Raw genomic sequence first — 21,674 nt, forward strand, 5'->3', positions numbered from 1 at the left:
GCGGTCGGGTAATGTCATGGGGATTGACGTCATTTTGGCGTCCGGGCAGGCACGAGGCATGCCTTTATGCCCTGTTGGGGTCTGCCTGCCGACCCAAATCGCCGGTCGAAGGCGTCCTTGGGACCAATAAGATGTGTCTGGCGCGTATACAGCCATCCTGGTCTGCTGAATACTCCCAAAAATGCACGGTGCTCCCCAGGGGACCCGTGCGTGCAGCGAAAGCCATGCCCATGTTCCTATCCGCATCGCCATTTTGCTGCACTGACGTTTCTGAATGCCGCGCCCGAACTAGTTAACTAGGCTCCCGTGTGGCTCCGGAGGGGCGGGGCATAAGGTTTGTCGCGAGTTCCGCACGAGCCGAAGGCCACGTAATGTGGCCTTCGTGCGAGCAGGACTGCCCGAGCAGGAAACCTTATGCCCCGCCCCTCCGGCGCCACACGGGAGCTGCGCACAAGTTATTCCCCCGGCATTCAGAAAATCTAAGTGCCAAAAAATAAGATTTTTTGACTCTGTGTTGTATAACCCGCCATTCGTGGGTACCATTCAACGCGTACGCAAACAAATAGGGTTAATTCGCGTGGCATAACCACGCGGCCCAAAAAGGAGGAGACAAGCATGTCGTCTTTGAAGCCGCTTGCAGATCGTGTTCTGGTCAAGCCCGACGAGGCCGAGCAGAAGACCGCTTCTGGTCTGTATATCGCCAGCAACGCTCAGGAGAAGCCGCAGCGCGGCACCGTCATTGCCGTTGGCGCTGGCAAGGTCAACGACAAGGGTGAGCGCATCCCCATGGACGTCAAGGAAGGCGACGTTGTCATCTACGGCAAGTTCGGTGGCAACGAGGTCAAGGTCGACGGCGAGAAGTATCTGCTGATGCGCGCCGACGACATCTACGCCGTCGTCGAGGCCTAGTCTCATCAGGCTCTCTGATTCGTCTTTGAACGCGGTCGCCGCATAGGACTCGGAAGCGGCGACGTGAGTCACATTTCTTTTGGAGGATTACCTACCATGGCAAAGAACATTACGTTCAATACCGATGCCCGCGCTAAGCTCGCCAAGGGCGTCAACACTCTGGCCGATGCCGTTACCGTCACCATGGGCCCCAAGGGCCGCTATGTCGCCCTGCAGCGCACGTTCGGTGCCCCGACCATCACCAACGACGGCGTTTCCGTCGCCAAGGAGATCGAGCTCGAGGACAACATCGAGAACATGGGTGCCCAGCTGGTGAAGGAGGTCGCCACCAAGACCAACGACACCGTGGGTGACGGCACCACCACCGCAACCCTGCTCGCTCAGGCCATTGTTAACGACGGTCTTCGCAACGTCGCCGCTGGCGCCAACCCGCTGGCCATCCGTCGCGGCATCGACAAGGCCGTTAACGCCGCCGTCGCCGAGATGAAGAAGCAGGCCAAGCCGGTCGAGACCAAGGAGCAGATTGCTTCCGTCGGTACCATCTCCGCCGGTGACCCCGAGGTCGGCGAGAAGATCGCCGAGGCCATGGAAGTCGTGGGCAAGGACGGCGTCATCACCGTCGAGGATTCCCAGACGTTCGACATCACCATCGACACCGTCGAGGGCATGCAGTTCGATAAGGGCTACGTCTCCGCTTACTTCGTCACGGACAACGACCGCATGGAGGCCGTGATGAAGGATCCGTACATCCTCATCACCGACCAGAAGATCTCCAGCGTCCAGGACATCATGCCTGTTCTCGAGGCTGTCCAGCGCGCTGGCCGTGGCCTGCTCATCATCGCTGAGGACATCGACGGCGAGGCTCTGCCCACCCTCGTCCTCAACAAGATCCGCGGCGCCCTCAACGTCTGCGCCGTCAAGGCTCCGGGCTACGGCGATCGCCGCAAGCGCATTCTCGAGGACATCGCCGTCCTCACCGGTGGTCAGGCTGCTCTGGACGAGCTGGGCGTGAAGGTCGCTGACATCACCGCAGATATGCTCGGTACCGCTAAGTCCGTCACCATCTCCAAGGACAACACCGTCATCGTCGGCGGCGCTGGCTCCAAGGAGGCCATCGACGCCCGTATTGCTCAGATCAAGGGCGAGATGGAGAACACCACCTCTGACTTCGACCGCGAGAAGCTCCAAGAGCGCCTGGCCAAGCTCTCCGGTGGCGTTGCCGTCATCAAGGTCGGCGCTGCCACCGAGTCCGAGCTTAAGGAGATCAAGCACCGCGTCGAGGACGCCCTGCAGGCAACCCGCGCTGCTGTCGAGGAGGGCATTGTCGCTGGCGGCGGCGTCGCCTTCATGGACGCTGTGCCTGCGCTCGATGCAGTCGAGATCGACGACCCCGAGGAGAAGATCGGCGTCGACATCGTCAAGAAGGCTCTGACCGCTCCGGTCGCAACCATTGCCAAGAACGCTGGCTTTGAGGGCGCTGTCGTGGTCGACAAGGTCGCCGAGCTGCCCGCTGGCCAGGGTCTCAACTCTGCCAGCGGCGAGTGGGGCGACATGATCGAGATGGGCGTCCTCGACCCCGTCAAGGTCAGCCGCGTCACCCTGCAGAACGCTGCTTCTGTCGCCAGCCTGATCCTCATCACCGAGGCCACGGTTTCCGATGTGCCCAAGAACACTCAGCTTGAGGATGCTATCGCTGCTGCTACCGCTGGTCAGCAGGGCGGCGGTATGTACTAAGGCCGACAAGGTCTAGAACTCCCACCGGGGATCCGGGGGCGTGACGGGGCTTCTCTCCGGAACGTCCTCGGACATGCAAAGAGGCTCCGCATCGCGCTTCGCGCTGCGGAGCCTCTTTGCGTCCTGCGGAATGTTCCGGAGAGAAGCCCCGTCACGCCCCCGGATCCCCTGCGTTTACGGCTTTGAAGTCGGCTCGCGGAGAAGGACGTGGTTGTTGGGGATACGTATCCCGGACGCTGTTTCGCGCTTTGCGCGAAAGGCGCGTTACTGTGGGATGGGTGGGGAACGTGGTTGTTGCGGCAACTGATCCCCACCATAAATTACCCTTGGCATACTTGCGCGAATACCTGCTCGTGCTACACTTCCAATTGCTGTTTCAGGGCGGGGTGTAATTCCCCACTGGCGGTAAATCGGACGGTGCCAGAGGGGCGCCGTGGCGCAGGCGAGGTACCTGCGTCCGAGCCGATGAGTCCGCGACCCGTGCGTGCGTTGGTTCGCATGCCGGCTGAACTGGTGAGATCCCAGTACCAACGGTTAGAGTCCGGATGAAAGAGGCAGGTGATCTTATGTCTGAACAGTCGCAGCATATCCATTTTGAGAACACGAATAGGTGGAGCACCAAACAGCTCGTTACCATGGCGCTGATGTGCGCCTTGGGCGCCCTGTTTATGTACGTGCAGCTGCCCATCCTTCCTTCGGCGCCGTTTTTGACCTACGACCCGTCGCTGGTGCCGGCGATGGTGTGCGGGTTTGCGTATGGTCCCGGCGCCGGTACTGCTGTTGCCGCTATGGCTATCGTTATTCACGCGCTCACCACGGGTGACTGGGTCGGTGCGCTTATGAACCTGGTTGCCACGCTGGGCTACATTCTGCCCGCGGCTATCGTCTACCAGAAGATGCATACCTATAAGGGTGCCGTGATTGGCCTGGTGTTCGGCGTCATTACCGCTACGGCGCTGTCTATGGTCGCAAACCTTACCATTGGCGTATGGTTCTGGTATGGCTCGGTCGATGCGATCGCCCCGCTCATGGTTCCTGCCGTGCTGCCGTTCAACCTTATCAAGACCGTGCTCAACTCGGTGCTCACGCTTGCAGTGTACAAGGCGGTCTCCAACCTCATCACGCCTAAAAAGGACCAGGTCAAAGGCCGCGCATGATTGATTGTCGAGGCGTTTCCTTTAGCTATGACGGTGTCACGCCGGCGCTCGACGGTATCGATCTGAACATCGAGGATGGCGAGTTTCTCTGCATCCTCGGCGGCAATGGGTCGGGCAAGTCGACGTTTGCCAAGCATCTGAATGCGCTGCTGCAGCCCGATGCAGGAACGGTGCGTATCAACGGCATGGATGCATCAGATCCCGAGTTGGTCTACGACATTCGTTCGACCGCGGGCATGGTGTTCCAGAATCCCGATGATCAGCTGGTGGCAACGCTTGTCGAAGATGACGTTGCGTTTGGTCCCGAAAACCTTGGCGTGCCATCGGCACAAATTGCGCAGCGCGTACGCGAGGCGCTGAAGGGTGTGGGCCTGGTGGGCTTTGAGCGCCACGAGACCCATGCACTTTCGGGCGGCCAAAAGCAGCGCGTGGCGCTTGCCGGCGTGCTCGCCATGGAACCGCGCGTGCTCATATTGGACGAGGCTTCCTCGATGCTCGATCCGCGTGGACGTAAGGGCCTCATGAAGGTTTGCCGCGCGTTGCACGATCGCGGCATGACCATCGTGATGATTACGCACTTTATGGAAGAGGCCGCCGAGGCCGATCGTGTCGCGGTGTTTCGGGCGGGGCGCGTTGCCATGCTCGGTGCGCCCGAGGAAATCTTGACGCGGGCGGACGAACTTGCCCAGCTCAACCTGGATATGCCGGCGTCGTGCTCTCTAGGTAGGGCACTCCGCGCGAAGGGCGTACCCGTTTGCGCGCAGGTGCGTGAGGCGGATATGGTCGCCGAGATTGCACGGGTTTATGCTGAGCGGAGCGGGGCGGACGTCGCTGGGCGGCCCTCCGCATCCGATTCTCGTGTGCTTGACCATGCATCCTCTGCAGCCAACGGGATGGTCGCGTCGGAGCCCGTCATCGAGATTTCGCACCTCTCGCATAGTTGGTCGCTGAGCGCCCGTGAGCGCCGCCGATGGCGCAAGCGCTCGACCACTGTGGGCGCATCGGGCAAACAGACTCTTTGGGGCAACGATCCAAACAGCCCCTGGGCGCTACGTGATGTTTCGCTGACGGTGCGTCGCGGCGAGTTTCTGGGCCTGGCGGGTCATACCGGCTCGGGTAAATCAACGCTGGTTCAGCATCTCAACGGGCTGATTCGTCCACAGGAGGGGAGCGTTTGCGCACTGGGACTCGACCTATCAAGCAAGAAAGGCGCCGCCGCGGTTAAGGCCAAGGTCGGCGTGGTGTTTCAGTATCCCGAGCGCCAGCTATTTGCCGAGACCGTGGCGCAGGACGTGGCGTTTGGCCCGCGCAACCTTGGCCTGCCGCAAGACGAGGTTGTTCGCCGTGTCGCAACATCGCTTGCGCGCGTGGGCCTCGACCTTGCCGCGATAGGCGACAAGAGCCCCTTTGAGCTTTCGGGCGGTCAGCAGCGCCGCGTGGCGTTTGCCGGCGTGCTCGCCATGGAGCCCGAGGTCCTGGTGCTCGACGAGCCCATGGCGGGGCTCGATCCGGCTGCGCGCAGGGATTTCCTGGAGCTCATCGATCGGCTCCATCGTGAGGGCCTGACCGTTGTCATGGTTTCGCACAGCATGGATGACCTGGCAAATTGTTGTGACCGTATCGTTGTGATGAACGAGGGCGCGGTGTTTGCCGATGGAACGCCCGCACAGGTTTTTGCGCACGCGAACGAGCTCAAATCGATCGGTTTGGGCGTTCCCGCTGCGCAGCGCATGGCATTGTCGCTCGTGCAAGCCGGTGTGCCGCTCCGCTGCGACAAGCTTTATACGGTTGAGTCGCTGGCCGACGAGTTGGCCGGCATGCTGCTACGCTGCGCGGACGGACCTTTGAGGGCGTCGCGTCAGGCTGGTTCCAAGATGGCCACGCAAGAGGAGGGCTGCTAATGGAGGCATTCTCATTTGGCAGCTACTATCCCGGCGATAGTGCGATCCACCGCCTGGATCCGCGCACTAAGTTGCTCCTAGGTTTCGCATTTCTGATCACTGCGCTCACCGTCGGCAGCTTCCGCGGGCTGGTTCCGATCGCAATTTTTGTCGTGCTGGTCTATGTCGCGGCCCGGGTTCCGTTGCGTCGGGTCCTATCGTCGATGGCACCACTGCTGGCGATTGTCGTGGTGGTCGCGGTGCTCAACCTGTTTTCCGATCAGAGTGGCCGCATTTTGTGGCAGTTTGGCTTTTTGCAGGTGAGCGAGGGCTCGCTGCGTTCTGCGACGTTTATGGCGTGTCGCCTGACGATGATGATGGCCGGCATGAGCGCCATTACGCTCACCACGCCGACGCTCGACCTCACCGCGGGTTTTGAGCGCCTGCTCGCACCATTCGCGCGCGTGGGGCTTCCGGCGCACGAGCTCGGCATGATTATGGGTATCGCACTGCGGTTTATGCCACAATTTGCCACCGAGATGAAACAGACGGCCGATGCACAGGCAAGCCGTGGCGCGCGCGTGACGGGCGGTCCGCTCGGTGGCGTGCGCATGCTCGGCAGTGTGGCGATTCCGCTGTTTACTGGCGTGTTCCGTCATGCCGATACGCTTTCGGCCGCCATGGATGCGCGCTGCTATCACGGCGAGCGGGGACGCACGCGTCTGCATGCGCTTACGTTTGGCCGCGGGGATGCACTGGCCGCGGTGGCGATGGCGCTGCTGGTGGCATGCGTTGTCGTTATCAATCTTCAACTCGTCTAAGCTCGATTCGAGCGCAAGAAAGGGGTCTCTATGACCGACATCGATCGCATGGCTCAGCTCGAGCGCGTCTGCTCGTATCTCAGACGCATTCCGGCGTGGTATCTTGCCACGACCGATGCAAACGACGGGCATCAACCCCGTGTGAGGCCGTTTTCGTTTGCCATGGTCGATAACGACAAACTGTGGTTTTGCACGTCGCGCGACAAGGACGTATGGGCGGAGTTGAGCAAGAATCCCAAGTTTGAGGTATCGGGCTGGAAGCCGGGGGAGTGCTGGATCGTGTTAACTGGCGAGGCCGCACTCGAGGACGATGCATTCGTGAGTGACAAGGTGCGCCAGACGGGCTTTAAGCACATGGTGGGCATTGGCGAGCAACACGATAGTGCCAACGATGGCCGCCTTGCGTTCTTCTCGGTCCGCAACATCGCCGCGCGGTTCTGCGATATCGACGGCAGCGAAGAGCTCCTCGAGCTTTAATTTCCCAAATTAGCTGCCCATTCCAAAAAGACTGGTCAGATGACAGGAGGAAACGTGGACGGATTGAATACGGTGCTGGAGTATCTGACGTCGGTGCCGGCGTGGTACCTAGCGACGAGCGTGGACGGGCAGCCGCATGTGCGTCCGTTCTCGTTTGCGCAGATTCAGGACGGCAAGCTGTGGTTTGTAACGGCGCGCACCAAAGATGTGTGGCAAGAGCTGCTGCAAAACCAGCGCTTTGAGGCCACGAGTTGGTGGCCGGGCCATGGTTGGTTGATCCTGCGCGGACGTGCGGGTCTGGACGACCGGGCTTCGGATGAAATGCGCGAGGCCGGGTGGAAGCATCTTGAGCGCTTGAGCGAGCACTATGAGGGGCCTAACGATCCCACGCTTGTCTTCTTTAGCGTCGAGGACCCCGAGGCTTTTATCTGCAATCACGACGAATGGGTTCCGGTCGAGCTCTAGGCTGCTCTGGGCGACCCTTAAGTTTGGTATTCCGTATAAGGTGGGCTCTGCATTGGCCAGCAGCATGATGCGCTGCGGCTAATGCAGAGCTCGCTTATTTTTTGTCAATTCTTTCAAGCGAATGTGTCGGATATGTTTCAATGCATGAAGACACAAATTATTTGCGTAAATATGCATTCTCGGGTGCTAAAGTTTCAACCTACCTCATAACGACGGCTGCGGAATGCGCAATGACGCATAAGACCGCAGACAAGGAGTCCGATATGTCTTTAAAGGTTGGAATCGTCGGCGCGGCTGGATATGCCGGCGCCGAGCTTATTCGCCTCGTGCTCGGCCATCCCGAGTTTGAACTTGTTGCCATTACGTCCAACGCCGATGCCGGCCAGCTGCTGTCCGCGGTGTATCCGAGCTTTGCTGGCGTGAGCGATCTGGTTTTCACCACGCATGACGCCCCTGAACTCAAGAGCTGCGATGCGGTTTTTCTCGCCGTGCCGCACACGGCTGCCATGGCACAGGTGCCCGCTCTGCTTGCGTCGGGTGTCTCTTGCTTTGATCTTTCGGCCGATTACCGTCTGAGCGACGCGTCTGTCTTTGAGACATGGTATGCCGCCGAGCACACGAGCCCCGAGTTGCTTAAAACACGTGCCTTCGGTCTGCCCGAGTTGTTCTGCCAGGACTTAGAGACCGCTGCTTCCAGCCATGCCGCTGGCAGACCCGTGCTGGTCGCCTGCGCCGGTTGCTATCCCACCGCAACGAGTCTTGCTGCCGCGCCTGCCGTGCGTGCGGGCTGGGTGGCCCAGAGCGGCCCCGTAGTCGTCGACGCCATCAGTGGCGTGACGGGTGCCGGTAAGTCGTGCAACACCCGCACCCATTTTTGCAGCGCGGACGAGAATCTGGAGGCCTATGGCGTAGGAAAACATCGCCATACGCCAGAAATCGAGCAAATTCTGGGCCTTACCGATCGCGTCGTCTTTACTCCGCACCTGGCACCGCTCAAGCGCGGCCTGCTCTCTACGGTGACGCTGCCGCTCGCAACGCAGGCTCTCGAAGCGCTGACTATTGAGGATGCCGTCGACCATTACAAGAAGTTCTACGCCGGTCGTACCTTTGTGCGCGTGCTCGATGCCGGCCAGCAACCCAAGACGGCTTCGGTTGTCGGTACCAATGCCGCCCAGATCGGCCTTGCGCTCAACAAGCGTGCGGGCGTGCTGGTGGCGACGGGCGCCATCGACAATTTGTGCAAGGGCGCTGCGGGCCAGGCGGTCCAGTGCGCCAACATCGTCTTTGGTTTTGACGAGCGACGAGGCTTGCCCACAGTGGCGTGCCCGGTGTAGCACATTCGATTATTAACGATTTGGTAGTCGGGTATCGAGTTTGGCGCCACTATTAAGCTGGTCTCATGATTGTGGCTGGCATGGCGCACCAACCGATGCCCATTTTTTGTTTGACATAAGGAGTCGTAAAGACGATGAATGCTGAGCAGTTCGATATCAAGATTCGTGCCGTAGAGGGCGGCGTAACGGCGGCAGCCGGCTTTAAGGCGGCGGGCATCCATGCCGGATTCCGCAAGAATCCCGAGCGCCTGGATTACGCGCTCGTTGTGCCCGATAAACCCTGTCCCGGGGCCGGAGTGTTTACGACTAACCGCTTTTGTGCGGCGCCCGTGCAGGTGAGCCGTGCCAACCTGGGCGGTACGGACAAGGGCTATGGCATCATCGCCGGTGTTTCAATCAACTCCGGCAACGCGAACGCCGCCACGGGCGAGACCGGCCTTGCCTGTGCGCGCGAGACGTGCAATATCGCCTCGCAGGTCATTGGCTGTGAACCCCAACAGATTTTAGTTGCCTCCACGGGCGTGATCGGACAGATTCTGCCGATCGACACGTTTGAGACGGCAATTCCGTCCGCCTACGAGGCACTCTCTGCCCATGGCGGCGCCGATGCAGCCCGTGCCATCATGACGACCGATACGCATTCCAAGGAGTATGCCGTTCGCTACCGCAGTGAGGCTGTGGGCCATGTGGGCAACGTTTATACGGTGGGCGGCATGTGCAAGGGATCGGGCATGATCATGCCCAATATGGCCACCATGATCGCGGTCATTACTACCGATGCCCCCGTCGAGTCGGCGGCGCTCCACACCCTACTGCTCTCGACCGTTAAACAGACCTTTAATAAAGTGACGGTCGATTCCGATACCTCGACCAACGACACCTGTATCATGCTGGCTTCTGGCGCTGCCGCCGCGGATGCCGAGGCCATCGTCGAGGGCACTGACGCCTTTGACGAGCTGGCCTTTGCCGTGCACGAGGTGTGCGAGAGCCTGGCGCGTAACATCGCGGCCGATGGCGAGGGTGCGTCAAAGCTCGTGACGGTTAACGTCACCGGCGCCGCCAACGACGAGGAAGCCGATATCGCCGCCCGCGCCGTCGCCAACTCGCCGCTCGTCAAGACCTGCATCGCTGGCCACGACTGCAATTGGGGTCGCGTTGCCATGGCGCTCGGCAAGTGCGGCGTAAAGTTTAATCAGGAAGACGTTTCCATCGACATGATGGGCATGCCCGTCTGCCGCGATGGCCTGACTGTTCCTTTTGACGAGGACGAGGCCCTGCGACGTTTTGAGGCGCCCGAGATCGTGATTTCGGCCGACCTGGGCGCAGGCGACGCGGCAACGACCGTGTGGACCTGTGACCTCACGCACGAGTACATCTCAATCAATGGTGACTACCGCTCCTAGACTCCAGGCACGCTGCGCATCTCGCCGCGATTGCGGGCAGCGGAGTACAGCGCGATAACGATACGAAAGACGAGGCAGATTATGAAATTCGCACGCGATTGTCGTTCGAGCGAATCCAACGAAGCAACTGCGCAGCTGCTGTTCGAAGCGCTGCCGTGGATTAAAAACCTGACCGGCAAGACGGTCGTTATCAAGTATGGCGGGGCCGCCATGGTAGACGAGCAACTGCGTCGCGACGTGATGAGCGACATCGTTTTGCTCAAGATTATCGGCATGCGCCCCGTCATCGTGCATGGCGGCGGCAAAGCCATCAACGAGGCGCTGAGCCATTACGATATGCCCGTCGAGTTTAAGAACGGTCAGCGCGTGACCACGCCGGCGACCATGGATATCGTGCGCGAGGTGCTGGGCGGCAAGGTTAACCAAGAGCTGGTGGCGGCAATCAACCACCACGGTAACTTGGCCGTGGGCGTATCGGGCAGCGACGCCGGCACGCTCATCGCCGAGCCGCTCGACCCCGAGCTCGGACGCGTGGGCAAAGTGACGCATGTCAACACCGACTACATCGAGAACTTGCTCGATAGCGAGTATATTCCCGTCATCGCTACCGTCGCGGCGGGGGAGGACGGTGGCTTCTTCAATATCAACGCCGACACCGCCGCCGGTGCCGTTGCGGCGGCGCTCCACGCGCACAAGGCGATCTTTTTGACCGACGTCGACGGCCTGTACAAGGACTTTAGCGATAAAGACTCTCTCATCTCCAACCTAACGCTCGACGAGGTTAATGAGATGCTCTACGGTGGCGAGGTCGATAAGGGCATGATTCCCAAACTGCGCGCGGCCGTCGATGCGCTTGTCGGCGGCGTATTTCGCGCTCACATCATTAACGGTACCACGCCGCATTCGCTGCTCCTGGAGCTGCTGACCGATGCCGGCGTCGGCACCGTGATCCACTCTACCGAGACGGCCTACGAATTTGATACGCACCCGCACCCGCTTTCGACCTTTGCGGCGCGCCTGACCGAGAACCTCGACGAGGTCGAGAAGCTCCAGACGGTCTAGCTGGTTAGAAATCGTCACACCGTTACACCCACAGTCCGCGCCACCTGGCGCTTAACGAAAGGCATCTCATGTCACTTGCAGCTCAACAATCGCTCGAATCCCACTACGTTATGCAAACCTTTGGCCGCTCGCCGGTCGAGTTTGTCGAGGGCCACGGCATGAAGCTCACCGGCGACGATGGTCGCGAATATCTCGATTTTCTTGCAGGTATTGGCGTATGCAGCCTAGGCCACGGCAACCCGGCGGTGCTCTCGGCGCTCGAGGCCCAGGCCAAGAAGCTCCTGCATGTCTCCAACTACTTCTACATTGAGCAGCGCGGCCAGGTCGCGGCGTTGCTGTCCAAGCTCGCCAACGACGATGCGGACGGTGCGCGCGTGCTTGCCGACGCGATTGCCGCTGGCGACGAGACCACGGCGGCGGCGCTTGGCGCTCCGGCTGCGGGCGAGCAGGTGTGGGAGACGTTCTTTGCCAATTCCGGTGCCGAGGCCAACGAGGGGTCTATGAAGCTCGCGCGTCTGTATGCCAAACGTGCCGGCAACGGTGGCAACACCATCGTGTGTATGCGCGGCGGATTTCATGGTCGTACGCTCGAGACCATTGCGGCGACCATGCAGGATTGGCTGCAGGACAGTTTCCGCCCGCTGCCGGGTGGCTTTGTGGCATGCACACCCAACGATGTAGATGAACTGCGTGCAATTTTTAAGCAGTTGGGAAGCGAGATTTGCGCTGTGATGCTCGAGCCGATCCAGGGCGAAAGCGGTGTGCATCCCATGACCGGGGAGTTTATGGCTGCGGCGCGCGACTTGGCACACGAGGTGGGTGCCGTGCTTATCGCCGACGAGGTCCAGTGTGGTATTTTCCGCTCCGGCAAGCCGTTCGCGTTTCAGACTTATGGTGTGGAGCCCGATATCATGAGTCTTGCCAAGGGCATCGCCGACGGCGTGCCCATGGGTGCCGTGGTGGCAAAGAAGGAAATCGCCGACATCTTTAAGCCCGGCGACCATGGTTCGACCTTCGGCGGCAGCTGCTTGGCCATCGCGGCGTGTGCCGCGACGCTCTCCGCGCTGGTGCGCGGTGACTACGCAGACCATGCCGCCAAGGTGGGTGCCTATATGGAGGCAAGGCTCGCCAAGCTGCCGCATGTTACCGAGGTGCGTGGTCGCGGCCTAATGCTCGGCTGCGATTTGGACGATGCTGCGGGTGATGCGCACGACGTTGTGGCTCGCGCATTGGTGGCTGGTACCGTGATTAACGCTACAGGCGCACATACACTGCGCTTCTTGCCGCCGCTCGTGTGCGAGGAAGCCGATGTGGACAGCCTAATCGAGATCCTGGCGGGTGTTTTAGCTTAGCGCCATCAGGCATAGCAGTTTGAAGCGGGTTCCAGACCGTCACGTGCCGTTTGGCGCACGATTGGGCAAACTGGAGCCCGTTTTGCTATCGATTTACCATGGCTGGGATAGGCCGTGTGCAAACAAAAACGGTCCCCTTGCGAGGACCGTTTCCAATTCAGTGGTGGGCGATGAGGGATGTCCGCGTGCGGCTGGCGCCGCCCGCGCCCCGCTTCGTCGCTCCGCTCCTCGCGTGCTGCGCTGGAAAACGCTTCGCGTTTCCTCAGCTCCGCACCCTTGCGGGTTCGAATCCCATGCACCGGGCGCAAACAAAAACGGTCCCCTTGCGAGGACCGTTTCCAATTCAGTGGTGGGCGATGAGGGATGTCCGCGTGCGGCTGGCGCCGCCCGCTTCCGCTTCGTCGCTCCGCTCCTCGCGTGCTGCGCTGGAAAACGCTTCGCGTTTCCTCAGCTCCGCACCCTTGCGGGTTCGAATCCCTCTGCACTGGGCCCAAAAGGGAAAGGCCCCCATCGCTGGGAGCCTTTTCAATCAAGTGGTGGGCGATGAGGGATTCGAACCCCCAGCCTTGTGCGTGTAAAGCACCTGCGCTAACCGTTGCGCCAATCGCCCGCGGGAATTGAGTATAGCGGAAACCCTGCGGGGTTCACCGCTAATTCATAACGAAATCTAAGCGGCGACTTCGGTGCCCTTGTTCTCGTCGATAAAGAAGCGCTTGTACCAAATGAGGAACGTCAGCGTGGTATAGATCTTGCGCTGGTTGAGCGCGCGGCCCTCAAAGTGATCGTCGAGCAGCTTCATGAGCGCATCGGTGTCAAAGAAATCGGCAGCCCACGGTGCGGTGAAGTACTCCTTGACGTAGTCGTAGTATTTCTGCTCGCGCAGCCAGAACTTAACTGGCACCGGGAAGCCAACCTTCTTGCGTGTTGCCCACTCATCGGGCAGCGTGCGATTGGCGGCGTGGCGCAGGACAAGTTTGCAGCCCTCTTCGTTGACACGGTAGTTGGCGGGAATATGCTCGGCGAACTCCATGACCTTTTTGTCCAGGAACGGAACGCGGAGCTCCAGGGAGTGTGCCATGCACATCTTGTCTGCCTTGAGCAGAATGTCGCCCGGAAGCCACATGTTCATATCCAGATATTGCTTCTTAGAGAGCTCGCAGCAGTCAGGGACCTGCTTGTAGTACTCTGCGCACATTTCGGAGGCGTTCTTGCCGGTGTCGTAAGCTGGCTTGAGAACCTCGTCAACCTCGGACGGGTCGAACACCTTTGCCTGGCCCACGTACCAGCGCTCGGGGACCTCGGCGCACTTGGTCAGGAAGTTGTGACCCTTAAAGTAGGGGAGATGCTGAACGAGCGAGCCCAGGGCACGGCGCACGCCGAGCGGCACGCGCTTCTTGAAGGATCGCATCTCGGGGGTGTCCTCGTACCACTCGTAGCCGGCAAACAGCTCGTCGGCGCCCTCGCCCGAAAGGACGACGGTAACTTCCTCGGCGGCCATCTGTGCCAGATAGTACAGCGGCACGCTGGAGAGGTTCGATTGCGGCTCGTCCATGTGGTACTGGATATCGGGTAGCGCGTCGAAGAACTCGTCGGCGGTGATCATCTTGCGCACGTTCTTAATGCCAAGTTTGTCGGAAAGCTCGGCGGCGTAGTTGGTCTCGTTGAAGTTCTTGTAGTCAAAGCCGACGGAATACGTGGTGTCGGGCATGAGGCAGGCGGCAATGTAGCTGGAGTCGACGCCGCCGGAGAGGAACGAGCCAACTTTAACATCGGCGATGCGGTGCGCGGCAACGCTCTCGTGCACGACCTTGTCGCACTCGTCCACGTACTCCTCGAAGCTCTTGGAGTTGTCATCGGTAAAGTCGCAGCTCCAGTAGCGCTTGATGTCCATAGTGTTGGTCGTAAGGTCGTACGTAAAGCAATGCGCGGGGGCAAGCTTGAACACGCCCTTAAAGAACGTCTCCTCCGTGGCAGGGAACTGCAGCGTGAGGTAGGGACGCAGCGCGTCGCGGTTGACGGCCTTCTCAAACTTGGGGTGGTCCAGGAAGCTCTTGATCTCGGAGCCAAACAGCAGCGAGCCGTCGGAGGCCCGGTAGTAATAGAACGGCTTGATGCCAAAGATGTCACGGGCGCCGAAGAGCTTGTTCCTGTTCTGGTCGTGAATCACGAACGCATACATGCCGCGCAGGCGGTTGACCAGGTCCTCGCCCCACTCCTCGTAGCCGTGCACCAGGACCTCGGTGTCGGCGTTGCAGTGGAAGACGTAGCCGGCAGCCTCGAGCTCGGCGCGAAGCTCCTGGAAGTTGTAGATCTCGCCGTTGAAGACGATGGTGACCTTGCCGTCATCGCTCGACATGGGCTGAGCGCCAGCCTCGGAAAGGTCGAGAATCGAAAGACGGCGGAAGCCGAGGGCGACGTTGTCGACGATGTGCTGGCCACCCATATCCGGCCCGCGATGGATGATGCGATTCATCATGGCCGTGAGAACCAGCTCACTCTGTTCATCTGTACCGGTAAAACCGACAAAACCGCACATGCAAGATCCTTTCTGCTGACGGCTTAGGTGCGCTGCCGCAAGGTTTGCAGCAGTCGATATCAATCAATCCTTACTATCATGCCAATCTTTTGCTTCGTGATGGGGCATAAGCGCCGAGGGGACCGAAAAACCACGGCCCGCACGTTGGGTGAAGCGGCGGGCCGCGACTACGACGATTGCTGTGTGCGAGAGCGCGAGAGGGGCTAGCGCTTGCCGCGCTTGGCAAGGCGGTGCTCTACCTTGGCGACGACGTGGATGAGCGGAATCGTCACAACCAGATAGTAGGGTGCGGCGCAAATGTAGGGTGTGATGTTGCCCGTGGTGGCCGTGAGGTTTTTGGAGAACAGCATGAGTTCCATGACGCCGACGCTCGAAAGCAGCGACGTGTCCTTGTAGAGCATGACAAACTCACTGGTCATCCCCGCATCGCGCGCATTTGTAGGGCGGGGGTTTTGTTATTTCGAATTAACCGTGCGCTGGTCCTTGCAAGTTTTTAGGGTGCTGAGACACTCGCAAGGTCAGGTGGCATATTAGGATGGTTGATAATACAGGGGCGCGACCGGATTCATCTGGGACGGTTTTTGCCCTTTTAAGGTTAGGTTTAGCGAGAAAGGTCGTTATATGTCGGGTACGACGAAGGAGAAGCTGGCTTTGATGCGCTATGTGGAGCTGCTCGAGGCCGAGGCCCTTGTTGTTTCCAAGCCGGATACTCTTTGCGACCAGCGCATCGAGTTTGCGACCGACGACTCGCGCCAGGTACGTCCGGGCACATTGTTTGTCTGCAAGGGCCGTGCGTTCAAGCCCGAGTATCTGGTCTCGGCGATTGCCGAAGGCGCCGTGGCGTACGTGTCCGAGGTTGATTACGACGTCGATATTCCCGCTGTGATCGTCAACGATATCCGCCGTACGCTCGCTGTGGTGGCGGACGCCTATTACGGTCATCCCTCGGGCAAGGTGAAGGTCTGCGCTTTTACGGGCACCAAGGGCAAGTCGACCTGCAGCTTTTATCTGCGTGGCATTCTTGCCAACGAGGCTAAGCTCACGGGCCGTCATCGACCAGCCCTCAACACGGGTATCGAGTTCGATGACGGTATCGAGGCCGGTCCTTCTAAGCTAACGACCCCCGAGTCCTTCCTTTTGCAGTCGCGTATCGCACATGCCGCCGAGGCGGGCGCTCCGTGGCTGGTCATGGAGGCGTCGAGCCAGGGCCTCAAATACGAGCGTACGGGCAAGATTGACTTTGAAGTGGGCGCCTTTACCAATATCGGTGAGGACCATATCTCGCCGATCGAGCACCCCACGCTCGAGGATTACTTTGCCAGCAAGCTCAAGATTTTTTCGCAGAGCCGCTTTGCCGTGGTCAACCTCGATATGGACCACGTCGACCGCGTGCTCGAGGCGGCGTCCCGCTGCGAGCGCACGGTGACGTTCTCGCTGACCGATGGACGCGCCGACGTGCGTGCGTTGGCCATTCGCAACGGCGATTGCGGCGTGATCGCCACGGTCCGCACGCCGCGCTTTACGCGTGACATCGTGATCCCCACGCCCGTCAAGTTCAACGTGTCCAATGCGCTTGCCGCCATTGCCTGCGCCGAGGCCCTCGGCATTTCCGAAGAGGGCATCGTCCATGGCTTTGAGGGCGTCTTTGTTCCCGGTCGCATGGAGCTCTATCCGTCTGCATCGGGCAAGATTTTGGGCGTCGTTGACTATGCGCACAACGGCATGAGCCTCGAGACGCTTTTGCGCGACCTGCGCGAGAACTATCCCGAGCGCGAGCTGGCGGTTGTCTTTGGTGCAACGGGAGGAAAGGGTGTCGATCGCCGTACTACGATGGGTATCGCTGCCGGCAAGTACGCCGATCGCATCGTGATTACCGAGGATGACCCGGGCCCCGAGGACGTCGAGGACATCTGCGCCGAGATTGCGCGCAATGTCCAGGCGCAGGGAAACGATAGCTGGCAGATCGTGTGCGACCGCGCCGCCGCTATCGAGACGGCCGTGCGTGAGACCGACCGCCCCGCTGTGGTTATCGTGACCGGCAAGGGCGAGGAGGAGTGCATGCTGCGCAAGAACGGACCCGAGCCCTGCGAGCGTGATGGCTCGGTTCTCAAGCGCATCCTTGCGGCGTACGACGCCTAGGCGCTGCTGCCTTTAGGATGGCGTTTGCGGATCCTCGACGCCCGATGATGCAGTGCCTCTCAAGCGTGTTCACCTTAGGGAAAACGCGGTACCAAGATTAAGTCTTTTCTACGTAATAAATGGAGTGACCATGTCCCACAACACCCTGCCGACCGTTGCCGAGCTTTCGGGCGAGATGCGCGAGCGCCTTGCCAAGGTCAAGTACGTCTTTACCGATCTGGACGCAACGATGCTCGCGCCCGGCTCGTGCGTGCTGCGCGACAACGACGGCAATCCCTCGACCAAGCTCGTCGAGGCCGTCGTGGCGCTTGCCCGCGCTGGCATCCAGGTAATTCCAACCTCGGGTCGCAACCGCACCATGATCCACGAAGATGCCCGCGTGCTCGGCCTCAACTCCTACATTGGCGAGATGGGTGGTCTGGTCATGTACGACCTCAAGGCCAACGACTGGGAGTATCTGACCGGCGACATGCCTTACGACCCCGCCTGCGGCCTTACGCCGCACCAGGTGATTGAGCAGACCGGCGTGTGCGAGAAGATTCTCGCTCGCTGGCCGCACAAGATCGAGTACCACAACGACATGTCGACTGGCTATAAGTACCGCGAGGTCACCGTCGGCATGCGCGGCGATATTCCCGATGACGAGGCGCAGGCCATCCTCGACGAGGCCGGCTGCGGTCTGGTCTGGGCCTGCAACGGCCACTTGACTCATCTGTCCAAGCCGACGACCCTCGAGCTCGATCGCGTCGAGGATGGTCGTGCCTTTAACATCAATCCGTCGGGTCTCGACAAGGGCGTGGCGGTCGCGCGTTTCTGCGAGCATCTGGGCATCGAGCGCGACGAGACGCTGGCACTCGGCGATTCCGAGTCTGATTTCTACATGGCCGACCACGTGGGCACGTTCTGCCTGGTCGAGAACGGTCTGACCAGCGCCGGCGCGTCCGAGTTTCTTGCGTCCTGCGATAACGCCTTTGTCACGCGTGGCAGGATCGTTGACGGCTGGGCGGCGACGGCGGAGCTGCTCGTCGCGGCCCGTTCATAGCGCAGTGCCGTTACGCTTGGCCATATCTTTTCGAGAGAGAATCTGGTGAGGTAATGTCCGATATCGAGAATCTGGCCGGTGATACGCGCCCCATCGGCGTGTTCGACTCGGGTCTGGGCGGCTTGACGGTTGCGCGCGCGATTGCGACGGCGCTTCCGCACGAGTCCGTCTACTACTTTGGCGATACCAAGCGCTGCCCTTACGGCACCCGCACCGAGGACGAGGTGCGCTCGTTTGCGCTACAGGCGGGGCGCTGGCTTTCGAGACACGACGTCAAGATCATGGTCATCGCCTGCAATACGGCGACGGCAGCGGCGCTTCGCCTGGCTCAGCAGGTGCTCGATGTCCCCGTGATTGGCGTAATCGCGCCGGGCGCGCGTGCCGCCATCAACAGCACCCGCACGCGCCGTGTGGGCGTGCTCGCCACCAACCTCACCATCCGCTCGGGCGCCTACACGCGCGCCATCCAGGACTTGGATGCCGGCGTGGACGTGTATGGCTGCCCTGCCTCGAGCTTTGTCGAGGTTGTCGAGCACGAGCTCGCCTCGGGCGCGCATCTGCAGGAGCAGTGGCTCGAGAACGAGGATATTTTTGATACGCCAGCCGTTCGCGCGCTGGTCAACGCCACTGTCGAGCCACTGCACGATCGTGGCATCGATACCGTGGTGCTCGGCTGTACGCACTTTCCGCTGCTGGTGGGCCCCATCCGTCATGCGTTGGGGCCCGGGGTGCGCGTGGTGAGCTCCGCCGAGGAGACCACCCGCGAGCTGACCGATATCCTCACGCGCCGTGAGCAGCTGGCGGGCAACACCGCCGAGCCGCAGCATCGCTTTGCCACCACGTCCGACAACATTGCCGAGTTTGCGGTGGCGGGCAGCTTTATCTTTGGCCAGCCGCTCAAAAGCATCGAGCATGTCGATATCGACGAACTCGGTTAGGCACGCAATGTCGCCGGAGTCTTCGCCACTCTTTTGCCGAAAGGATAGTTCCATGGAATATATGCAGGTCAACCGCGCCAACGGCCGCGCCGCAAACGAGCTGCGTCCCGTTAAGCTCACCCGCGGCGTCATGAAGCACGCCCACGGCTCGTGCCTGGCAGAGTTTGGCGACACGCGCGTGCTGTGCGCCGCCACCATCGAGGAGGGCGTTCCGGGCTGGCGCAAGGGCGCTAAGGCCGGTTGGGTAACGGCGGAATATGCGATGCTGCCGGCGTCGACCGGCAAGCGCTGCAAGCGCGAACATGCCAACCGCAAGGGCCGTTCCATGGAGATCGAGCGCTTGATCGGCCGCAGCCTGCGCACCGTCGTCAATATGAAGGCGCTCGGCGAGTACACCGTTACCGTTGACTGCGATGTGATCCAGGCCGATGGCGGCACGCGTACGGCGAGCATCACCGGCGCCTGGGTGGCGCTGCACGACGCCCTTGCCATGTGGGTCGAGGCGGGCAAGCTCGAGCGCATTCCGCTTACCGGTCAGGTTGCCGCTATTTCCATGGGCGTCGTCGACGGCAACACCCTGCTCGACTTGGATTATTCCGAGGACAGCCACGCCGAGGTCGACATGAACCTCGTCGCCACCGACTCCGGCGAGATGATCGAGCTCCAGGGTACCGGCGAGCAGGCGCCCTTCGACCGCAAGCGTCTCAACGCCCTGCTCGATCTGGGCGACAAGGGCATCGCCGAGCTCATCGAGCTTCAGCGTCAAGCCCTCGCCTAACCTGCCAAAAGGGGATGTTGATTTTGGCAGGTTTAATCTGCGAAAACGCCGAAGTATAAGACTGCCGTTGATTGAGAGGGGAGAGGCCGAGGCCCTCGTCGTCCTCTACACGGCATTGCTATAAGAGACAAGGAGGCCAGCTATGGCACTTGAGAAGATTGACATCGACACCCTCGACCCGGCGGCGACCATTGTTGTGGCCACGGGTAACGCCCATAAGCTCACCGAGATCGAGGCCATTTTGGGCAAGGTCATGCCCGAGGTGCGCTTTGTGGCGCTCGGCCAGCTGGGCGATTTTGAGGACCCCGAGGAAAACGGCACGACGTTTTTGGAGAACGCCATCATCAAGGCGCAGGCTGCGGTCGAGGAGACGGGCCTTATGGCCATCGCCGACGATTCCGGCTTGGTCGTAGACGCGCTGGACGGTGAGCCGGGTGTGTATAGCGCGCGTTATGCGGGCGTACACGGCGATGATGCCGCCAACAATGCCAAGCTTCTCGTTAATCTGGAAGGCGTGGCAGACGAGGATCGCACCGCACGCTTTATGAGCGTCGTTGCGCTCATCGACCAAGACGGCCTGGTCACCTATGGCGAGGGTGCCTGCGAGGGCGTTATCGCACACGAGGGCCGCGGCGACCACGGCTTTGGCTACGACCCGCTGTTCCTGCCGGTCGATACGCCGGGCAAGACTATGGCCGAGCTCACAGCGGACGAGAAGAACGCCATCAGCCATCGTTTCCATGCACTCGAGCACCTGTCCGCCAAACTCACGGGCGAGGAGTAGGCCGTGCGTGCGGTGGTGCAGCGCGTGCTCAACGCCGGTGTGACGGTCGACGGCGAGTGCGTGGGCCGCATTGGGCGCGGCTATCTGGTATTGCTGGGTGTGGGCCATGGCGATACGCGTGCCGAGGCCGATAAACTATGGGGCAAGCTCCGCGGGCTGCGTATCAACGAGGACGAGAACGGCAAGACTAACTTGGCGCTTGCCGATGTCGACGGCGAGGTGCTCGTGGTGTCGCAGTTTACGCTGTTTGCCGATTGCCGCCACGGCCGTCGTCCGTCGTTTACGGATGCTGGCGCGCCCGATGTCGCCAACGAGCTTTATGAGTACTTTCTGACGCTCGTCGCCCAGGACGTCGACCACGTGGCGCACGGCATCTTTGGCGCCGACATGAAAGTCGACCTGGTCAACGACGGCCCGTTCACCATTGTCCTCGATACCGACAATCTGTAAGTAGCCTAATTAGCTACTTGCGTGGGGTTGTAACAGGGTGCTATAGTATTAGAGTTTTGTCTATCTTAGGGGTATTATCCCCTTTTTGAATTGCACCTTCTGGAGGCCCTGTTCATGGAAGAGATGGAAGTCAATTACGTCGACGACATCCACGAGAAGCTGACCGATATGGTGGGCGATCGCGTCAAGGTGAAGGCCAACATGGGCCGTACCCGCGTTGTCGAGCGCACGGGTACCATCAAGAGCGTCCACCCGGCTGTCTTTATCGTCGAGGTTGACGAGCGCCGCGGCCGCAAGTCGCGTCAGTCCTACCAGTACATCGACGTCCTTACCGGTCAGGTTGAACTGTTCGACCCCGAGAGCGGCGAGCACATCTTTACTCCGCTCGGCAACCAGCTCGAGGAGCATTAACG

Annotated in this window: 20 protein-coding genes, 1 tRNA gene and 1 riboswitch; of the genes, 18 read left to right on the forward strand and 3 right to left on the reverse strand. The window is 60.6% G+C overall.

The genetic code is table 11. The annotated features are described in order from the left end of the window. Positions 1 to 615 precede the first annotated feature (615 nt). From groES to ACTQX9_RS01175, 11 genes are all read left to right on the forward strand, one after another. Positions 616 to 909: a co-chaperone GroES gene (groES, locus tag ACTQX9_RS01125; RefSeq protein WP_154514813.1), complete on the forward strand. Its 294-nt coding sequence runs from the start codon at positions 616 to 618 to the stop codon at positions 907 to 909. Positions 910 to 1,005: 96 nt separating this feature from the next. Continuing rightward, positions 1,006 to 2,643, forward strand: a complete 1,638-nt coding sequence (gene groL, locus ACTQX9_RS01130) for a chaperonin GroEL (protein WP_154514811.1) — start codon at positions 1,006 to 1,008, stop codon at positions 2,641 to 2,643. A 368-nt stretch (positions 2,644 to 3,011) separates the two neighbouring features. After that, positions 3,012 to 3,204: riboswitch (FMN riboswitch) on the forward strand. 5 nt (positions 3,205 to 3,209) lie between these two features. Beyond that, complete coding sequence (locus tag ACTQX9_RS01135; RefSeq protein ID WP_441540266.1) at positions 3,210 to 3,800, forward strand: ECF transporter S component; 591 nt, start codon at positions 3,210 to 3,212, stop codon at positions 3,798 to 3,800. Further along, positions 3,797 to 5,701 carry an energy-coupling factor transporter ATPase gene (locus tag ACTQX9_RS01140; protein ID WP_441540267.1) on the forward strand — a complete coding sequence of 635 codons (1,905 nt, stop codon included), beginning with the start codon at positions 3,797 to 3,799 and terminating at the stop codon, positions 5,699 to 5,701. The genes ACTQX9_RS01135 and ACTQX9_RS01140 overlap by 4 nt, the downstream gene beginning before the upstream one ends. Next, positions 5,701 to 6,501: an energy-coupling factor transporter transmembrane component T family protein gene (locus ACTQX9_RS01145; protein ID WP_441540268.1), complete on the forward strand. Its 801-nt coding sequence runs from the start codon at positions 5,701 to 5,703 to the stop codon at positions 6,499 to 6,501. Before ACTQX9_RS01140 ends, ACTQX9_RS01145 begins: the two co-directional genes overlap by 1 nt. Before the next feature lie 30 nt (positions 6,502 to 6,531). Next, the gene (locus tag ACTQX9_RS01150) at positions 6,532 to 6,978 is read left to right on the forward strand and encodes a pyridoxamine 5'-phosphate oxidase family protein (RefSeq protein WP_427726998.1); all 447 of its coding nucleotides are present in this window, start codon (positions 6,532 to 6,534) and stop codon (positions 6,976 to 6,978) included. A 54-nt stretch (positions 6,979 to 7,032) separates the two neighbouring features. Then, on the forward strand, positions 7,033 to 7,443 hold the full coding sequence (locus ACTQX9_RS01155) for a pyridoxamine 5'-phosphate oxidase family protein (protein ID WP_427718303.1): 411 nt from the start codon (positions 7,033 to 7,035) through the stop codon (positions 7,441 to 7,443). A 263-nt stretch (positions 7,444 to 7,706) separates the two neighbouring features. Beyond that, the gene (gene argC / locus ACTQX9_RS01160; protein ID WP_441540269.1) at positions 7,707 to 8,777 is read left to right on the forward strand and encodes an N-acetyl-gamma-glutamyl-phosphate reductase; all 1,071 of its coding nucleotides are present in this window, start codon (positions 7,707 to 7,709) and stop codon (positions 8,775 to 8,777) included. Between the two features lie 134 nt (positions 8,778 to 8,911). After that, positions 8,912 to 10,180: a bifunctional glutamate N-acetyltransferase/amino-acid acetyltransferase ArgJ gene (gene argJ / locus ACTQX9_RS01165; RefSeq protein ID WP_441540270.1), complete on the forward strand. Its 1,269-nt coding sequence runs from the start codon at positions 8,912 to 8,914 to the stop codon at positions 10,178 to 10,180. An 81-nt stretch (positions 10,181 to 10,261) separates the two neighbouring features. Continuing rightward, a complete protein-coding gene (gene argB, locus ACTQX9_RS01170) occupies positions 10,262 to 11,242 on the forward strand; it encodes an acetylglutamate kinase (protein WP_427718310.1) in 981 nt (326 codons plus the stop codon). A gap of 68 nt (positions 11,243 to 11,310) precedes the next feature. Further along, positions 11,311 to 12,594 (forward strand): aminotransferase class III-fold pyridoxal phosphate-dependent enzyme, encoded by a 1,284-nt coding sequence (locus tag ACTQX9_RS01175; protein WP_441540271.1) that lies wholly within the window; start codon positions 11,311 to 11,313, stop codon positions 12,592 to 12,594. A gap of 534 nt (positions 12,595 to 13,128) precedes the next feature. On the opposite strand, the gene ACTQX9_RS01180 is transcribed toward ACTQX9_RS01175, so the two are convergent. From ACTQX9_RS01180 to ACTQX9_RS01190, 3 genes are all read right to left on the reverse strand, one after another. Further along, positions 13,129 to 13,204 (reverse strand) — tRNA-Val (locus ACTQX9_RS01180). Positions 13,205 to 13,261: 57 nt separating this feature from the next. Further along, on the reverse strand, positions 13,262 to 15,130 hold the full coding sequence (asnB, locus tag ACTQX9_RS01185) for an asparagine synthase (glutamine-hydrolyzing) (RefSeq protein WP_441042422.1): 1,869 nt from the start codon (positions 15,128 to 15,130) through the stop codon (positions 13,262 to 13,264). Between the two features lie 203 nt (positions 15,131 to 15,333). Continuing rightward, positions 15,334 to 15,549 carry a hypothetical protein gene (locus tag ACTQX9_RS01190; RefSeq protein ID WP_441540272.1) on the reverse strand — a complete coding sequence of 72 codons (216 nt, stop codon included), beginning with the start codon at positions 15,547 to 15,549 and terminating at the stop codon, positions 15,334 to 15,336. Between the two features lie 202 nt (positions 15,550 to 15,751). On the opposite strand from ACTQX9_RS01190, the gene ACTQX9_RS01195 reads away from it, so the two are divergent. The 7 genes from ACTQX9_RS01195 to ACTQX9_RS01225 all read left to right on the forward strand — a co-directional run bounded on the left by ACTQX9_RS01195 (position 15,752) and on the right by ACTQX9_RS01225 (position 21,672). Further along, positions 15,752 to 17,269 (forward strand): Mur ligase family protein, encoded by a 1,518-nt coding sequence (locus ACTQX9_RS01195; RefSeq protein WP_441048838.1) that lies wholly within the window; start codon positions 15,752 to 15,754, stop codon positions 17,267 to 17,269. Between the two features lie 130 nt (positions 17,270 to 17,399). Further along, positions 17,400 to 18,311, forward strand: a complete 912-nt coding sequence (locus ACTQX9_RS01200) for an HAD family hydrolase (RefSeq protein ID WP_427793596.1) — start codon at positions 17,400 to 17,402, stop codon at positions 18,309 to 18,311. A gap of 53 nt (positions 18,312 to 18,364) precedes the next feature. Next, positions 18,365 to 19,249, forward strand: a complete 885-nt coding sequence (murI, locus tag ACTQX9_RS01205) for a glutamate racemase (protein WP_117769301.1) — start codon at positions 18,365 to 18,367, stop codon at positions 19,247 to 19,249. A gap of 52 nt (positions 19,250 to 19,301) precedes the next feature. After that, entirely contained in the window at positions 19,302 to 20,027 is a 726-nt protein-coding gene (gene rph / locus ACTQX9_RS01210; RefSeq protein WP_117799672.1) for a ribonuclease PH, read from the forward strand. Between the two features lie 142 nt (positions 20,028 to 20,169). Further along, positions 20,170 to 20,811 carry an RdgB/HAM1 family non-canonical purine NTP pyrophosphatase gene (gene rdgB, locus ACTQX9_RS01215; RefSeq protein ID WP_118206636.1) on the forward strand — a complete coding sequence of 214 codons (642 nt, stop codon included), beginning with the start codon at positions 20,170 to 20,172 and terminating at the stop codon, positions 20,809 to 20,811. A gap of 3 nt (positions 20,812 to 20,814) precedes the next feature. Further along, positions 20,815 to 21,261, forward strand: coding sequence for a D-aminoacyl-tRNA deacylase (dtd, locus tag ACTQX9_RS01220; protein WP_117797049.1), 447 nt, complete (start codon positions 20,815 to 20,817; stop codon positions 21,259 to 21,261). 114 nt (positions 21,262 to 21,375) lie between these two features. Then, entirely contained in the window at positions 21,376 to 21,672 is a 297-nt protein-coding gene (locus ACTQX9_RS01225; protein WP_441540273.1) for a Veg family protein, read from the forward strand. Positions 21,673 to 21,674 lie beyond the last annotated feature (2 nt).

The sequence above is a fragment of the Collinsella sp. LCP19S3_F2 genome, from assembly GCF_052121015.1.
Lineage (GTDB): Bacteria > Actinomycetota > Coriobacteriia > Coriobacteriales > Coriobacteriaceae > Collinsella.

Bases quoted from the DNA above. Each gene is read 5' to 3' on its own strand.
- ACTQX9_RS01140 (WP_441540267.1), top strand. From the start codon at position 3,797: ATGATTGATTGTCGAGGCGTTTCCTTTAGCTATGACGGTGTCACGCCG.
- ACTQX9_RS01175 (WP_441540271.1), top strand. From the start codon at position 11,311: ATGTCACTTGCAGCTCAACAATCGCTCGAATCCCACTACGTTATGCAA.
- argC (WP_441540269.1), top strand. From the start codon at position 7,707: ATGTCTTTAAAGGTTGGAATCGTCGGCGCGGCTGGATATGCCGGCGCC.
- ACTQX9_RS01225 (WP_441540273.1), top strand. From the start codon at position 21,376: ATGGAAGAGATGGAAGTCAATTACGTCGACGACATCCACGAGAAGCTG.
- ACTQX9_RS01200 (WP_427793596.1), top strand. From the start codon at position 17,400: ATGTCCCACAACACCCTGCCGACCGTTGCCGAGCTTTCGGGCGAGATG.
- ACTQX9_RS01195 (WP_441048838.1), top strand. From the start codon at position 15,752: ATGTCGGGTACGACGAAGGAGAAGCTGGCTTTGATGCGCTATGTGGAG.
- groL (WP_154514811.1), top strand. From the start codon at position 1,006: ATGGCAAAGAACATTACGTTCAATACCGATGCCCGCGCTAAGCTCGCC.
- argB (WP_427718310.1), top strand. From the start codon at position 10,262: ATGAAATTCGCACGCGATTGTCGTTCGAGCGAATCCAACGAAGCAACT.
- argJ (WP_441540270.1), top strand. From the start codon at position 8,912: ATGAATGCTGAGCAGTTCGATATCAAGATTCGTGCCGTAGAGGGCGGC.
- rdgB (WP_118206636.1), top strand. From the start codon at position 20,170: ATGGCACTTGAGAAGATTGACATCGACACCCTCGACCCGGCGGCGACC.
- ACTQX9_RS01190 (WP_441540272.1), bottom strand. From the start codon at position 15,549: ATGACCAGTGAGTTTGTCATGCTCTACAAGGACACGTCGCTGCTTTCG.
- ACTQX9_RS01150 (WP_427726998.1), top strand. From the start codon at position 6,532: ATGACCGACATCGATCGCATGGCTCAGCTCGAGCGCGTCTGCTCGTAT.
- murI (WP_117769301.1), top strand. From the start codon at position 18,365: ATGTCCGATATCGAGAATCTGGCCGGTGATACGCGCCCCATCGGCGTG.
- ACTQX9_RS01135 (WP_441540266.1), top strand. From the start codon at position 3,210: ATGTCTGAACAGTCGCAGCATATCCATTTTGAGAACACGAATAGGTGG.
- groES (WP_154514813.1), top strand. From the start codon at position 616: ATGTCGTCTTTGAAGCCGCTTGCAGATCGTGTTCTGGTCAAGCCCGAC.
- asnB (WP_441042422.1), bottom strand. From the start codon at position 15,130: ATGTGCGGTTTTGTCGGTTTTACCGGTACAGATGAACAGAGTGAGCTG.
- ACTQX9_RS01145 (WP_441540268.1), top strand. From the start codon at position 5,701: ATGGAGGCATTCTCATTTGGCAGCTACTATCCCGGCGATAGTGCGATC.
- rph (WP_117799672.1), top strand. From the start codon at position 19,302: ATGGAATATATGCAGGTCAACCGCGCCAACGGCCGCGCCGCAAACGAG.